Origin of the sequence: Lepagella muris (assembly GCF_004793975.1) — a bacterium.
In the GTDB taxonomy this organism is placed as follows: Bacteria; Bacteroidota; Bacteroidia; order Bacteroidales; family Muribaculaceae; genus Lepagella; species Lepagella muris.
Map to the genome: position 1 here is coordinate 128,905 of NZ_SRYB01000006.1, position 15,733 is coordinate 144,637.

Genomic DNA, 15,733 nt, shown 5'->3' on the forward strand with positions numbered 1-15,733 from the left:
AGGAAGAGGAGCAGAGTAAACTTAGGTTTCCTGCTCCTCTTTTTTTACAATCTATCCGGTTTTCACAATCTATCCGGCAAAACAGTATTAATCATTATTTCCACCCCGTAATGAAGCAGGGGACTCAATTATGATCTGCATAATCAACGGACCAAACCTAAACCTTCTCGGCAAACGTCAGCCCGAGATATACGGCTCACGGACTTTCGAAGACGTCCTTGATGAGCTGAAAGCCACTTTCCCCGCCACTGAAATCGAATACTTCCAATCAAATTGCGAAGGCGCAATCATCGACAAGATACACGCTCTCGGCTACGACACACCCTCTTGTGAAGGGATAGTGATCAATCCCGGTGCATACGCCCACTATTCCTACGCCATAGCCGACGCGATATCCTCGATACAGCTGCCGGTGGTGGAAGTGCATATCTCCAACATACATGCCCGCGATGAGTTCCGCCACAAGTCTGTAACCGCCCCGTCATGCAAAGCAATGCTCTGCGGATTCGGGATGAAGGGCTACGAACTCGCGCTACGCTTTTTCAATGCACACTGATGACTCCGCAAATCGAAGAATACGTCAACTCGCACATAAGCCGCGAACCCGACTATCTATACCGCATCGACCGTCTCACCAACCTACGGATGATCAACGGGCGCATGTGCTCCGGACACATACAGGGTCGGCTACTGAAGATGCTCACCACTATGGCTGCCCCGAAAAGAGTGCTTGAACTCGGCACATTCTCCGGATACTCCGCCCTCTGCATCGCTGAAGGGTTGCAACCCGGTGCGACCATCGACACTATTGAAGTGGACGATGAACTGGAGGACTTCATCCTTCAGAACATATCCATGTCGCCAGACGCCGACAAGGTGCGCCTGCACATAGGGGATGCGCTGGAGGTAATGAAGCAATGGGACGACAATGAATTTGATCTCATCTTCATCGATGCCGACAAACGACGGTATATCGATTACTTCAACCGTGCAATCCGCCTTCTCCGGAAGGGGGGCTTCATAATAGCCGACAACACCCTCTGGGACGGACACGTCGTGGAGACCTGCCGACATTCCTCACAGACGCAGGGGATAATCGATTTCAACGACCTCGTGGCAAACGATCCGAGGGTGGAGACCGCAATCATACCTCTTCGCGACGGGCTCACCATACTGCGGAAAATTGCCGACTGAAACCGTTTTTACCGGCTATTCTCCAGCCGGCATAAACGATAAGCCGCACTGACGCGTTATCTATATATATCGCGCGGTAAAGCGAATGCCGCACAACCCCTGCGCGGTTTATCAAAGTAAAAATTATCTAAGAAATGGAAGGAAAACGTCAAGCAAAAATAGCTCGTCTCCTACAGAAGGAGCTGAGCGAGATTTTCCGACGCCAGACTGCCGCTCTCGGCGGAGTGCTCGTGTCGGTCAGCGCGGTCCGCATAACCCCGGATCTAAGCATCGCTAAAGTATATCTCAGCATATTCCCTGCCGACAAGAGTCAGGGCATTCTTGAGAATATCAAGAAGCAGACAAAGACCGTAAGATATGAGTTGGCCCAGGTGGTGAAACAGACATTGCGCAAATGCCCCGACCTGCAGTTCTATCTCGACGACTCCCTTGACTACATCGAGAATATCGACCGTCTCCTCGGTCCGCACAAAGAAGACGACGAAGAGAAGAAGGAAGAGGAATGAGGATAGCGACACTTCCCGCCCGGATAGCATGGCGATATCTATGGGCTAAAAAATCGCACAGCGCGGTCAGCGCAATCTCCATAGTATCAGTGGTGGGGGTGGCTGTTGCCACCGCCGCCATTATTTGTGTATTGTCAGTATTCAACGGGTTCAAAGATATCCTGACCGATACTACCGATCTTCTTGCCCCCGACATCCTCGTCACTCCGGCAAGGGGGAAGACATTTGCCGATGCCGATTCCATGACGAATATCATAGGGAAAATCGACGGTGTGAAAATCGCAATGCCGGCAGTAATAGATAACGCCCTCGCTCTATATGATTCCCGCGAGATGCCGGTCACTCTGCGCGGCATAGTCCCGAAGGAATATTCACGCATGACGGCAATCGATTCCCTCTTCGTGGCAGGATCGTTCTTTACCAATGACGCTTCCGACCGGGAGGTGGCGGTGTCTGTCGGAGTAGCCCAGCAACTCGGCATAGGCGCGGAGCCTGACGGCATCTTCCTGTTCGCGCCCAAACGTGAGGGACGTGTCAACATGGCAAATCCCATGAACTCATTCCTCACCGACTCGGTTGGGATATCCGGCACATTCCAGTCGCTACAGCATGATATCGATGAAAACAGCATAATCTGCGACATCTCCATCGCCCGCAATCTCTTCCAATACACTACGGAGGCAACCGCAATTGAGATCGAGACCACAGCTCCCGACGACCTCTCCTCTACCGCAGCCCGCATACGCGATCGGCTCGGTGCCTCTGCCATAGTGAAAGACCGCTACCAGCAGCAGGAAGCCAACTACAGGATGGTATCGATAGAGAAATGGGTGACATTTCTTCTTCTCTCCTTCATTCTCATGATAGCCTCATTCAATATAATAAGCACACTCTGCATGCTGATTCTTGAGAAGCAGTCATCCATGTCGACCCTCATCGCCATGGGCATGACTCGCCGGCAGATCGGCATGACCTTCTGGTGGGAAAGCATCTACGTCAGCACGGCAGGCGGCGTATGTGGAGTGGTAATCGGCTTAGCCCTGTCGCTCATACAGCAACATTTCGGCATCATAAAGCTCTCCGGCGATCCCTCCGTGATGATAATCACGGCATATCCCGTGGTCGTGGAATGGACCGACATACTTGTGGCATTCCTACCCGTGATGATAATCGGACTCGCCACAGCATCCATATCCGATGCCTACGCACGCTCCAGAGCCGCGAAATTATGACCAAATCATAATCACAATGCCATATTATTCAAAAAATATTCCTGTTTTTTAAGCAAATTGCCAAAAAACAATCCATATTTTTGCAGATTTATAAAATTTATAATAAATTTGCAGAACCAACTCTAATCTTTAACCATGGATCGTATCGATAACTTAGACAAAAAGATTCTAAACATCATCATGACCAACGCACGTATTGCCTCCAAAGACGTGGCAATCGAATGCGGTGTGTCGCGTGCAGCAATACACCAGCGCATTCAGCGTCTCATTGAAATGAAGGTGATCACCGGCTCCGGTTACAACGTGAATCCTAAGATGCTCGGCTACAACACATGCACCTACGTGGGAGTATGCCTCGAAAAAGGACCCATGTATCGCGAAGTGGTCAAGCAACTGGAAAACATCCCTGAAGTAGTGGAATGTCATTTCACAACAGGTCCTTACTCAATGCTGATAAAAGTGTACGCACAAGACAATCAGCATCTGATGGAGCTGCTTAATGACAAAATCCAACACATCCCCGGCGTGACAAGGACTGAAACCCTAATATCGCTGGAGCAGAGCATGAACAGGCAGATAAATATCCCTGTCGACTGAAAACGTCTTATCCGGCCGGCAAAAAATGCCGGCCGGCAATATTAATTTCCCTAAGCTGATGATGATGAAAAACAGATTCATTTACTCCTTGCTGGCTGCCCTGCTATTGGCGGTGGTGGCTTTCTTATTTTTCTTCCCTGACGATATTGAAGGCAACGTGCTCCAGCAGCATGACACCATGCAGGGAATAGCCAACGGACAGGAAGGATTAGCGTTCCATGAGGAGACCGGAGAGACCACTCGCTGGACAAACTCCCTCTTCTCCGGCATGCCCAACTTCCAGATAGCACCATCATATCCTGCCAACAGTGCGCTATCGTTCGTGGCGAAGGCCTACTCCCTATGGCTACCGGCACCCGCCAACCTCCTCTTCACGATGATGCTCGGTTTCTTCATCATGTGTCTTTGCTTAGGATGCAGATGGTACACCTCGCTATTCGCAGCCGTAGCTTGGGGATTCTCCACCTATTTCATTATTATAATCGGCGCAGGCCATATATGGAAGTTTGCTACCCTCGCCTATATTCCACCGACAATCGGCGGTATAATGCTCTGCTACCGTGGGAAGTACATCACCGGCACCGCACTCGCGGCATTGTTCGGAGCGTTGCAGCTCCACAGCAATCATCCGCAGATGTCATATTATTTTGCCTTCGTCATCTTATTCCTGATCATCGCATGGCTATGCAATGCCATCAAGAAAAGGATGATAAAGCATTGGGTAGCCGCCACCGGATGCACACTCCTTGCCGGAATCCTCGCCTTAGGTGCAAACTCGGCAAGCCTATACAACACCTTGCAATATGCAAAGGAGACCGTCAGAGGGAAGGCAACTGAAATCAGCACACCCGGACAGACCGAGGCTGCCGGCATGGACAAGGATGCAATCACAGCGTGGAGCTACGGATTGGACGAGACTTTCTCTCTACTGATTCCCAACGTGAAAGGCGGCGCAACTATAAAGCCGGTGGCAGGGCAGACCCAGCTCCTCGGCATCGATCAGACTAAGAAAGCCGACGAGCTATCCCTATCCCAACAGGAAAGACAATTCATGGCACAGTTCCCACAATATTTCGGCGACCAGCCCATGACAAACGGTCCTGTCTACGTCGGGGCCTTCATATTGATGCTTGCGATTCTTGCCCTATTCGTGGTGGACGGATCCATGAAATGGGCTCTCTTCGCAGCCTCCGTATTAGCAATACTACTATCTTGGGGACATAATTTCAGTCCGCTCACCGACTTCTTTATCGACTATCTCCCCGGATACAACAAATTCCGTGCCGTGGCAAGTATTCTGGTGATTGTGGAGTTTACAATCCCGCTTCTTGCAGCCATGTGCGTGCGCAAAATAATCGACACGCCCGATTTCATTGCAAAATATAAATGGACTCTCATCACCGTGATGGGTTGCGGCGCAGCTGTCTGCCTGTTGGGATGGATATCCCCCTCCATCTTCGGTTCGCCGTTCAGTGCGCGTGAAGTGGAGCAACTCACCCAGATGGGCGTATTCACCGCCCCGGAGTATGCCAACCTATGGAATGCCGTGCGGGAGACTCGTCTGAGCCTCGTTTCAGCCGACTCAATACGCTCGCTCATCTTCATCGCAATAGGTTGCGGACTCATGTTCCTTTGGTTTAAGAAAGTCTTCACCAACAAGGCTCTCTTCGTGTGCTGCCTCACCGCCGCCACACTCATCGACCTCTACCCCGTCGACAAACGCTATGTTGACTCCGAAAGCTTCGTGACCCCCGCCCCGATGGAAACGGCATTCAAGATGACCGATGCCGACAGGGCTATCCTCGCCGACAAAAGCAACTACCGCGTCATGGACGTTGCCGGATTCAACGATGCACGTTCATCCTATTTCCATAAGACTATAGGCGGCTACCATGCTGCAAAGCTGACAAGATATAACGATCTCATCACCCACCAGATTTCAAAGGGGAATCCGGGAGTGCTGAACATGCTGAATGCAAAATACATTCTCAACGGCGACCAATATGAAGTGAATCCGGGTGCGCTCGGCAACGCCTGGTTTGTCGACGGGATAGCCTACGTAGGCACTCCCACAGAGGAGATGACTGCTCTCGACTCCCTCGACACCGGAACCCGTGCCATAGCCGACAGCAAATTCAAGTCAACTCTCGGCGATGCCACTCCCAAGAATCCGGGCGACACTATCTATGAGACGTCGTATGCTCCCAACAAGCTGACCTACAAGAGCCGTTCCTCAAAGGAGAATCTGGCTATCTTCAGCGAGATCTTCTTCCCGTGGGGATGGACTGCCACGATCGACGGAAAGGAAGTGCCCATCGGACGTGCCGACTACGTGCTGCGTGCATTGCGCATACCCTCCGGTGAACATGAAATCATATTCTCGTTTGATCCCAAGTCGCTGAAAGTGACCAATGCAATAGCCATCACTTCGGTAGTCATAATCTATATCTCATGCCTTGTGGCATTCCTCCTATGGTGTATCCACATGGCTCACATCCGTAAGGAGCCGGAGAGTCAACAGGAATGAATCCGCTGACTCTCCTTGCAAACGCCTATCTGCGTTGGCGGCACTCCCACGGCTTCGGAGTGCACTCCCCCTTCGCCTATAATCTGGTGACTATGGCGGTGCGCCCGGGCAAGTATGGCTATTATGGCTACGAACTCATCGACAGAGTGATTCTCACTCCCGGCAAAAGATATGACAGAGACGTGCGTCGTGACGCACGTCTCCTGTTGCGTCTTCTCGTTGCGCTCGGAAGCCGCCGGCTCCTGATTGCCGCTGCCGACCCGGAACCGTTCCGTGCTGCTGCCGAGGGTGCCGGAATCGGATGCGTGGAGATGGACAGGATATCCGCCGGCACCAACCCATCCGAGTGTGCCCCACAAGAGGGGGATTGCGCCGTAATACGCGGGGAGAGTGTGTCGCCTGATGAAATAGCCACACTTCTGAAAAACGGGTGCGCCATAATGATGACCAATCCCTCCCCTGCCATGACTGATGCACTGAATTCCTCCATATCAAACGGCACCATATTCACCGGCACCCGCATAGTCCTCGGGATACCGCGCCGGGATATGGCTCTCGTGTCCTATTCCATGAAATTTTAAGAAAAAACATCGCAACGTGAATGTCATTGAGAATAAAGGAAGCCGTCCGTTGAAAGATACCGACTCGCTCCTAAAGGATTTTGAAGCATATCTTCTGCTTGAACGCAGTTTCTCCGCCAACACGGCTTCGGCTTATTGCGTCGATACCCGCCACATGATAGACTATATCAACGGGCAGGGTATCCCTCTCACTCAAATCTCGGAAGACACTCTGCACAATCTTCTCTCAACCCTTCACGACATAGGATTGTCACCCCGCTCACAGGCTCGTATGATCACCGGCATGAGAGCTTTCTTCAGGTTTCTCATAATGGAGGATTACGTTATAAATGACCCCTCACGGCTCATCGACCTGCCGAGGCTCAGCCGCGAACTGCCCGACGTACTTACCATTCAGGAGATTGACGCTATGATCGCCGCAATCCCCCCCGAAAAGGATGAGAGTCTGCGAAACCATGCCATAATAGAGACGCTTTACGGCTCCGGACTGCGTGTGTCGGAACTTGTGGCGGCACGCATATCGCGGCTGAATCTGCGTGAAGAGGTGCTTATCGTCGAGGGCAAGGGCAACAAGCAGAGAATGGTGCCACTCTCCCCTGCTGCCATATCCCTCATAAAGGAATATCTGCCCACTCGCGAAAGGCTCAACATCAAGCCTGCCGGTCAGGACGTGATATTCCTCAACCGTCGGGGTGCCCCACTCTCACGAGTGATGGTGTTCTACATAATCCGCGACCTCGCAGCCATGGCGGGCATCACAAAGACTGTCAGTCCACACACACTGCGCCACTCATTCGCCACTCACCTGCTTGAAGGGGGTGCCAACCTCCGCGCAATACAGGAGATGCTCGGACACGAGTCGATCGCCACCACCGAACTATATCTGCACCTCGACAGATCGAAGCTACGGCGTGAGCTTCTTGAGCATCATCCCCACTACCGCAGGTAGACACATTTCCACCAATCGCCGGACAGATTTTTACACCCACCTCTCACAAATATCAAAAAATACATAAAAAATAGGTCTTTTTGCGTCAAAATCCAATTACCCTCTTGCAACGCACTCTTTTTATCCCTACTTTTGTAAAGTCATTTCAAGACGAAGCGGCGCCAAAACAAGCCCACAGGCAAGATTACCCATGCGTCTGAAGTTCCGAGCCATCGGTTATCAATACGTCTGAAGTTCCGTGCCATCGGTTATACATACGTCTGGAGTTCTGTGCCCGAGCCCATGGGCGAGGGAACATAAAGTGCCGGAAATGACCACACAAAAGCAAAAATACCCAAAAACCATATAAAATCAATAATCATGACAACTGAAGAAATGCAGAACAAAATCGAGAAGATCTTCTCAGAACGCTTCGGCGGCGAAGGCAACATCTACGCTTCCGCAGGACGTATCAACCTCATCGGCGAACATACCGACTACAACGGTGGATTCGTATTCCCCGGTGCCATCGACAAAGTGATCATGGCAGAGATCCGTCCCAACGACATGGAGAAAGTAAGAGTCTTCTCTATCGATATCGACGAGTATGCAGAATTCGGTCTTAAAGAGGAGGACGCACCCTCTCAGTCATGGGCTCGCTACATCTTCGGCATCTGCCGCGAGATCCAGAAACGCGGCGGCTCTGTAAAAGGATTTGACGCCGTTTTCGCAGGCAACGTGCCCCTCGGTGCCGGTCTCAGCTCTTCCGCAGCCCTTGAATCCTGCTTCGCATTCGCACTCAACGATCTCTTCAACGGCAACAGCATCGACAAATTCGAGCTCGCCAAGATCGGTCAGTCAACAGAGCACAACTATTGCGGCGTAAACTGCGGCATCATGGACCAATTCGCTTCCGTATTCGGTAAGGAAGGACACCTCATGCGTCTTGACTGCCGTTCGCTCGAGCATGAATACTACCCCTTCAACCCTGAGGGCTATCGTCTCGTGCTTGTTGATTCCCGCGTGAAACATGAGCTTAAGGATTCCCCCTACAACAAACGCCGTGAGTCTTGCGAGCGCGTGGCAAAACGCCTCGGAATTGAGACTCTCCGCGACGCCGACATGGATATGCTCAACGCCATCAAGGGCGACATCTCTGCTGAAGACTACTTCCGCGCAAAATTCGTCATCGAGGAGAAAGAGCGCGTACTTGCAGTGTGCGACGCTCTCGTTGCCGGTGACTATGAGACTGTAGGCAAGAAGATGTATGAGACTCACGAAGGTCTTTCAAAAGACTATGAGGTGAGCTGCGTGGAACTCGACTACCTCAACGACGTGGCAAAAGAGATGGGAGTGACCGGATCACGTATCATGGGCGGCGGCTTCGGCGGTTGCACAATCAACCTCCTTCCCAATGCGCTTCACGACAAATTCGTGGCAGAGGTATGCAGCCGTTTCAATGAGAAATATGGTCACGAGCCTATGATCTATGACGTTGTTATATCCGACGGTGCTCGTCTCGTGAAAAAAGCCTGATATGAAGATCACAAAAACGACATCCCCGTCACCACTCGGAGAGATCACCATCTTCCGTATCGAGAACGCCTCCGGCGCAAGTGTGGAGCTATCCTCTCTCGGAGCCGGCATCGTGAGCGTATCTGTGCCCGACAAGGATGGTAAGATTGAGAACGTCGCGCTCTCATACGCTAATCCCGCCGACTACATAGCCGACGGACCGTGTCTCGGCAAGATTCCTGGGCGATATGCAAACCGCATCGCCAAGGGTCATCTTGAAATCGACGGCAAGGTATATCAGCTTGCTATCAACAATGGTCCAAATGCACTCCACGGCGGTCCGGAAGGTTTCATGAACCGTATCTGGGAAGCTGAGGAATTGCCCAATGGCGTAAGATTCACGTATCGTGCAGCCGATGGTGAGGAGAACTATCCCGGTAATCTCGTTGCCGTGGCAGAATACCGTTGGAGTGAGGACAACGTGCTCACTCTCGACATGTCAGCCACTACTGACGCTCCCACTGTTGTCAACCTGACGAACCATGCCTACTTCAACCTTGACGGTGCCGATACCGGCTCTGTGCTTGACCACACAATGAAAATCAACGCATCGAAATGGCTACCCACCGACGACACCCTCATCCCGACAGGCGAACTCGCCCCGGTGGAGGGCACTCCGATGGATTTCCGTAAGGAGAAGAGAATCGGCAAGGATATAGAGGCTGATTTCGCTGCCCTGAAATATGGCAAGGGATACGACAACTGCTGGGTGAACGATGGCTGGGAACCCGGCAAGATGCTTGGAGAGGTAGTTGTGCTGAAGGCTGCAAATTCCGGACGCGTGTTGCGCGTAGGCTCCACTCAGCCCGGCGTGCAGGTCTACACCGGCAACTGGCTTGCCGGAAGCCCGCTCAACCGTTCAGGCAAAAGCTATGAGGACTATGACGGCGTTGCAATAGAGATGCAGGGCTTCCCTGACGCTCCCAACAACCCTCAATTCCCCTCACAGACACTCCGCCCCGGTGAGACCTACCGTCAGACCATCCGCTTCGCCTTCTCCGCCTGCTGATAATTAAATCTGCCTAACCTTCAATAAAAGGCAAATCTCATAACCCTCTGAACACGGTGAGATTTAAGTTGTATTGCTTAAAATCACCGTGTTCTTTGTGTTCTCCGTGGTTTATTTTCATGGTTCGCGATTTTTTTGTAATTTTGTAGTATGGATAATAATACTCAGGAGATACGTCCCGACGTTCTCACATACGACGACATACGCAAGATGGTGCCCGCCCTTGACGGACACCAAAAGCTCGTGGACAATGTGCTTCACTTCATCGGCATTGATGAAGTGAACCGCATTCATAGAGACTATTGCGACACTCCGGGAATTGAGTTCGCCCATCGGCTTATCAACGAGGAGTTTAAATTCCAACTTCGAATTGACAACCTCCAGACCCTCGCCGGATTCAAGGACGGACCATTCATAACTGTCAGCAATCACCCCTTCGGAAGCTATGACGGTATCCTGCTACTCCATATCGTCGGAGGATTCCGTGAGGACTACAAGGTGATGGTCAACCTTATTCTGAACAACATACAGGCGATGCGTCCCAATTTCATTGCCGTAGACCCTCTCAAAAGCGATGATCCGGAAAAGAAAAAGATCACCATGCAAGGCATCCGTCTTGCCATGAAGCACGTCAAAGACGGGCATCCCCTCGGGTTCTTCCCCGCCGGAGCCATCTCCAAGCTCAACAAGTCGCTACGCATCGAAGACCTCCCTTGGCAGCCCACTATCATCCGCCTTATCAAACAGCTACAAGTGCCCGTCATCCCAATATTCTTCCACGGACACAACTCAATATTCTTCAACATTCTCGGTATGATCGACTGGCGTCTGCGCACCCTGCGCCTCCCTAAAGAGATTTTCCGGAAGAGAGGATCGGAAGTGCACGTCAGTATCGGCAACCCCATATCCGTAGAGGAGCAGAACAGATACAAGTCGGTAGAGGAGCTCGGGACATTCCTTCGCGAGCAGACCTACAAATTGAGATCGATAAAATAATTTAAAATTGAAAGTTTAAAATTGAAATTTAAGGGGTATGGAAAGTCCTCTAATTCTAAACTCTAAATTTTAAATTCTAAATTTTAAATTCCAAACCAGGGATTATGGATAAGATTTCAGACAACGTATTGAAAGCCAAGCAACGATTTTCCATAATAGGAAATTCCCCCGCACTCATCGCCGCCATCGAAAGAGCAGTGAAAGTGGCGCCTATTGACCTGTCGGTACTCGTCACAGGAGAAAGCGGCAGCGGAAAGGAGTTCTTCCCTAAGATAATTCATGCATTCGGAGCAAGGAAGCATAAGAAATATATCGCGGTCAACTGTGGTGCGATTCCGGAAGGCACCATTGACAGTGAGCTTTTCGGGCATGAGAAAGGGTCTTTCACGGGTGCGATAAGCGCACGAAAAGGCTATTTTGAAGAGGCTGATGGAGGCACTATCTTCCTTGATGAGGTCGCGGAGCTACCCATGACTACACAAGCGCGATTGCTGAGGGTGCTGGAGACCGGAGAATTTCTTAAAGTGGGTTCATCCGTCGTGCAGAAGACCGACATACGCATAGTGGCTGCGACCAACGTCAACCTACTGAAAGCCGTGGAGAAAGGGAGATTCCGCGAAGATCTCTACTACCGTCTGTCGACAGTAGTGATCAACGTCCCCTCGCTTCACGACCGTGGGGAAGACATTCCTCTGCTTGCCCGTAAATTTGCAGCCGATTTCTCCGAGAAATATCTCACTGCCCCGATAACATTCTCCGAAGACGCAAGGCGTGCCATGACCCTATACCGCTGGCCCGGCAACGTCAGGCAGCTGAAGAATATCGTGGAGCAGCTCGCCCTATTCGAAGCCGGAAATGAGATTACCCGGCGCATATTCATCGAGACCTTGCCGCTCGACTACTCCGGCGCATCATCGCTCGTAGCAAAACCTCACGACGTAAGCTATGAGACCGAACGCGAGATGCTGTGGCAGCTCGTGTATGCCATGCGCAACGATATAGCCGAACTCCGTGCGAAAATAGATGGCAAGGAGAATCCGGGAATGACCTCAACCTACTCTGCGGCACAGTCTCTCATAAAATATCATCCTGATGCCGCCGTAAGCTATGAGTCGACCGACGAACCTACAATCGAAGACGTGGAGGCAACCCCCACACTTGAGGATTCCGAGAAAGACGCGATAGCCTCCGCTCTACGACGAAACAACGGCAACAAGAAACTCGCCGCACAACAGCTGAACATATCCCAACGCACATTATACCGCAAGATACATGAATTTGGACTTGACCTCACAGAAGGCTCAGAATCAGATAACGACGAACAATGATTTTTAAATTTCTCCCACACATCGCCAAAGCGATCCGTCGCAGGCAGCCAGATATGACACTCCGCAACCGGATGTTGCACGGATTAATCGCAAACGTATGCATCATCATGGCATGCCTGCCTCTCGCCGGATGCGTGCCGTCGTATAAATTCAACGGCTCCGCAATCAACTACGACGTCTACAAGACTATCGACATATCCGAATTTCCGATACGTGCCGCTCTCGTATATCCGCCACTCCAGCAGGTGTTTGAGAACAAGCTCCTTGACACCGTGACACGCCAGACCCGCCTACAGGAAGTTGACGGCAATTCCGACCTTGAGATGACCGGAGAGATCACAGGCTATTCGCTCTCACCGCAATCGGTAGGCACCGACGCATATGCCACCGAGACCCGGCTCACGATAACCGTGAGAGTGAAATACACCGACACAAAGAACCCCGCAAACGATATCGATCAATCCTTCTCCGCCTACCGGCAATTCTCAAGCTCCCTGATGCTCACCGACGTGCAGGACGACCTCTGCAACGAAATTTGCGACGAGCTTGTAGACCTCATCTTTAACGCCACTCTCGGCAACTGGTGACACCCTCTCATCCCCTCTGATATGACCGACAAATATCCCTATTTCATATACCCTGACGTAATTGCCCTCCGGAATCCGGAATCCGGTCTATCCCCCGAGGAGAGAGAACGGATAATCCGGAAAATAGCCGCAAACGTAGGCGACATACCGGCATTACGTCTGATGCTCGGGCTCGATTCGGAAGAATTTGCAAGATTCTACCCCGACATGAAAGCATCCACACCCTCCACGTCAGACACCATCGACACATTCCTCTCCCGGTTCGGACGTCAGGACGCACCCGTATCGAAAGCCGCCGAAGAGATCGGCACCGACTATACCGACAAGCAATTCGATGACAATAACGCCAATAGCGTCAATAATGTCAATAATGTCAATAATGTCAATAATGACCTTAATGACCTTAACGTCCCCACCGACACCCCACCCGAGAACCTCGCATCTGCCAACGAATACATAAAAAAACGTGATTATCAAACCGCCTTGGAAATTATTATGCGTATAAGTTTGAATAATCCGGAAAAAAGTATTTACTTTGCAGACCAAATACGTTTTCTGAAAAAACTTATTCTCAATCAAACGAAAAAAAACAACTGCGGAAGCTGATTTCAGTAATCGTAAAAAGATTACTTAACAGCCGAAAGCAATAACAACACAACAAAAAAATGTATATCTTTCTCAGCATTCTCATCGTGCTCGCATGCCTTCTGCTGATCGGCGCGGTGCTTATTCAGAAATCAAAAGGGGGCGGACTCGCTTCCGACTATTCTCAAGGCAACCAGTATCTCGGTTATCGCAAGACCACCGACTTCATTGAAAAAGCAACCTGGTCGCTTGCAATCTTCATCTGCGTGGTGAGCATCTGCGCATCATTCGCCATCAAGACTCCGGTCAACGTATCAAGCATGGCACCCGCGCCCGCTGCAACATCCGCGCCCGCTGCCGCTCCCTCCAACACCCCCGCGCCTCAGGAAGCTGCTTCCGAAACTCAGGATGCAACACCCGCTGCTTCCGAAACTCCAGCCGGAAACTAAAAACTGCAGATGAATAAAAAAATCTGATAACGCGACAATAGACTTAGAGCCGATTCTTCAAAAGAACCGGCTCTTTTATTTTATCACCTTAATTTGTAATCACTGATTCAGCCACCTCCGGACCCCACCCCCACTTAGAAAGAATAGATTTTGTAAACAGACAGGAAGTGAAGGTGGGGTAAGAAGGTATCAGCCGATACAACGCTTTATCTCGCCGAGCAAACGGTCAGTATTGATGGGCTTGGAAACGTAGCTGTTGAAGCCATTCTCCATGATACGCGCCTTATCTGAAGAGAAAGCATAAGCCGTCACCGCTATGATGGGAACGGTAGTAGAACGCTGCCGTATATGGCGCGTAGCCTCATATCCATCCATAAAAGGCATATTGATATCCATCAGTATGAGATCAGGATTCGTCTTCGGAAACATATCCACTACCTCCCTGCCATTCCATGCATGTGCGAGACGATAATCTTTCTCAAGAATCATCTGGAAGAGAAGATAATTACTTTCATTATCCTCCGCGATAAGAAGTAGTGGGCGGTTGTCGTTCTTATCCGATGCAGTCTGTGAGGGCGACAGGATTTTATCCACAGAAACCGGCTCCAGCGCCTCTGTTTCTATCGGAGTGACCGGGAGAGTGAACCAGAACAACGAGCCGCGACCCTCTCCGGCAGACTCGACACCAATTTCTCCGTTGAACGTGTCGATAATATTCTTACATATCGATAGTCCGAGTCCGGTGCCCGGAGAGACATCATTCTGTTTGGAAAAACGCTTGAACAGCAATGCCTGCTTCTCCGGCGAGATTCCATATCCGGTATCCTTTACAAAGAAATATACCGACTGCTCCCTCACCTCATACCCAAACGTGATGCTTCCGCGCGGAGTGAACTTGCAGGCATTCGTCAGAAGATTTATCAGCACCTGCGACAGTCTCCCGGGGTCAGTCTCTATCTTGCATTCCGCAGCCCCGAGCACGTAGTTGAGCACCGTATGAGACTGCACCCTCATCCTCACGGTGCTCTCCACGGAGCGCATCAACTCATTTAGTTCAACCACCTTTTTACGGAATTGGAGTCTCCCCTCCTCCATCTTGGCAATGTCAAGCACATCATCGATAAGCTGCAGAAGCATCTTTGTATTATTATCGATAATCTCCGCATAGGCAGCCTGCTGCTGCTTGTCGGCACTCTGCGAAATCAGGCGTGAGAATCCGGATATGGCGTTTACCGGAGTGCGGATCTCATGGCTCATATTCGCAAGATACGACATCTTCATAGCCGCCTCACTCTTCGCTTTCTCAAGAGCCTCCGAGAGAGCCATCTTCTCCTTTTGCAGACGCGTGGGATTCTCCAATGTCAGCACCACGTATTCGCCATCCGGCATCTCGACATATTCGCCCGACACCATAATATCTGTAACGCCGCTGTCGCCATCAGCAACAGCCGCACTTGCTTCCAAAGCCTCAAAGCCTTTTTTCTGACTAAATGTCATGTCGACAGCAGCCAGGACAGCAGCCGTCAGAATCGCATCGCCGTCAACCGGATGGTTGCGGTAGACTATCTGACGTCTACGGTCTAAAACTACTACATCTGCCTTGACACCTTGCAAGATTGTTTCAAGATTTAACGACATA

General features: G+C 51.0%; 16 protein-coding genes. 15 read left to right on the top strand and 1 reads right to left on the bottom strand.

Going from position 1 to position 15,733, the window contains the following annotated elements; translation table 11 throughout:
• Positions 1 to 127: 127 nt before the first annotated feature.
• From aroQ to secG, 15 genes are all read left to right on the top strand, one after another.
• Entirely contained in the window at positions 128 to 556 is a 429-nt protein-coding gene (gene aroQ, locus E5331_RS05970; RefSeq protein WP_123483763.1) for a type II 3-dehydroquinate dehydratase, read from the top strand.
• Positions 556 to 1,194, top strand: coding sequence for an O-methyltransferase (locus E5331_RS05975; protein WP_123483764.1), 639 nt, complete (start codon positions 556 to 558; stop codon positions 1,192 to 1,194). Before aroQ ends, E5331_RS05975 begins: the two co-directional genes overlap by 1 nt.
• A gap of 134 nt (positions 1,195 to 1,328) precedes the next feature.
• Positions 1,329 to 1,700, top strand: coding sequence for a 30S ribosome-binding factor RbfA (gene rbfA / locus E5331_RS05980; protein WP_123483765.1), 372 nt, complete (start codon positions 1,329 to 1,331; stop codon positions 1,698 to 1,700).
• On the top strand, positions 1,697 to 2,932 hold the full coding sequence (locus tag E5331_RS05985; RefSeq protein ID WP_123483766.1) for an FtsX-like permease family protein: 1,236 nt from the start codon (positions 1,697 to 1,699) through the stop codon (positions 2,930 to 2,932). Before rbfA ends, E5331_RS05985 begins: the two co-directional genes overlap by 4 nt.
• 135 nt (positions 2,933 to 3,067) lie before the next feature.
• Entirely contained in the window at positions 3,068 to 3,529 is a 462-nt protein-coding gene (locus E5331_RS05990; protein ID WP_123483767.1) for an Lrp/AsnC family transcriptional regulator, read from the top strand.
• Between the two features lie 58 nt (positions 3,530 to 3,587).
• Positions 3,588 to 6,056, top strand: a complete 2,469-nt coding sequence (locus tag E5331_RS05995) for a YfhO family protein (protein WP_123483787.1) — start codon at positions 3,588 to 3,590, stop codon at positions 6,054 to 6,056.
• A complete protein-coding gene (locus E5331_RS06000) occupies positions 6,053 to 6,637 on the top strand; it encodes a hypothetical protein (RefSeq protein WP_123483768.1) in 585 nt (194 codons plus the stop codon). Before E5331_RS05995 ends, E5331_RS06000 begins: the two co-directional genes overlap by 4 nt.
• Positions 6,638 to 6,662: 25 nt before the next feature.
• The gene (locus E5331_RS06005; RefSeq protein WP_123483788.1) at positions 6,663 to 7,586 is read left to right on the top strand and encodes a site-specific tyrosine recombinase; all 924 of its coding nucleotides are present in this window, start codon (positions 6,663 to 6,665) and stop codon (positions 7,584 to 7,586) included.
• A 375-nt stretch (positions 7,587 to 7,961) separates the two neighbouring features.
• A complete protein-coding gene (gene galK, locus E5331_RS06010; RefSeq protein WP_123483789.1) occupies positions 7,962 to 9,101 on the top strand; it encodes a galactokinase in 1,140 nt (379 codons plus the stop codon).
• Position 9,102: 1 nt separating this feature from the next.
• Complete coding sequence (locus E5331_RS06015) at positions 9,103 to 10,149, top strand: aldose epimerase family protein (protein ID WP_123483769.1); 1,047 nt, start codon at positions 9,103 to 9,105, stop codon at positions 10,147 to 10,149.
• Between the two features lie 150 nt (positions 10,150 to 10,299).
• Complete coding sequence (locus E5331_RS06020; RefSeq protein ID WP_123483770.1) at positions 10,300 to 11,145, top strand: lysophospholipid acyltransferase family protein; 846 nt, start codon at positions 10,300 to 10,302, stop codon at positions 11,143 to 11,145.
• 104 nt (positions 11,146 to 11,249) lie between these two features.
• On the top strand, positions 11,250 to 12,473 hold the full coding sequence (locus E5331_RS06025; protein WP_123483771.1) for a sigma-54 interaction domain-containing protein: 1,224 nt from the start codon (positions 11,250 to 11,252) through the stop codon (positions 12,471 to 12,473).
• A gap of 71 nt (positions 12,474 to 12,544) precedes the next feature.
• Positions 12,545 to 13,060 carry an LptE family protein gene (locus tag E5331_RS06030; RefSeq protein WP_123483790.1) on the top strand — a complete coding sequence of 172 codons (516 nt, stop codon included), beginning with the start codon at positions 12,545 to 12,547 and terminating at the stop codon, positions 13,058 to 13,060.
• A 21-nt stretch (positions 13,061 to 13,081) separates the two neighbouring features.
• Positions 13,082 to 13,666, top strand: coding sequence for a hypothetical protein (locus E5331_RS20900; protein WP_123483772.1), 585 nt, complete (start codon positions 13,082 to 13,084; stop codon positions 13,664 to 13,666).
• Between the two features lie 59 nt (positions 13,667 to 13,725).
• Positions 13,726 to 14,094, top strand: coding sequence for a preprotein translocase subunit SecG (secG, locus tag E5331_RS06040; RefSeq protein ID WP_123483773.1), 369 nt, complete (start codon positions 13,726 to 13,728; stop codon positions 14,092 to 14,094).
• 189 nt (positions 14,095 to 14,283) lie between these two features.
• Here secG and E5331_RS06045 read toward each other — a convergent pair whose 3' ends face one another.
• A complete protein-coding gene (locus tag E5331_RS06045; protein ID WP_123483774.1) occupies positions 14,284 to 15,732 on the bottom strand; it encodes a hybrid sensor histidine kinase/response regulator in 1,449 nt (482 codons plus the stop codon).
• Position 15,733: the final 1 nt, after the last annotated feature.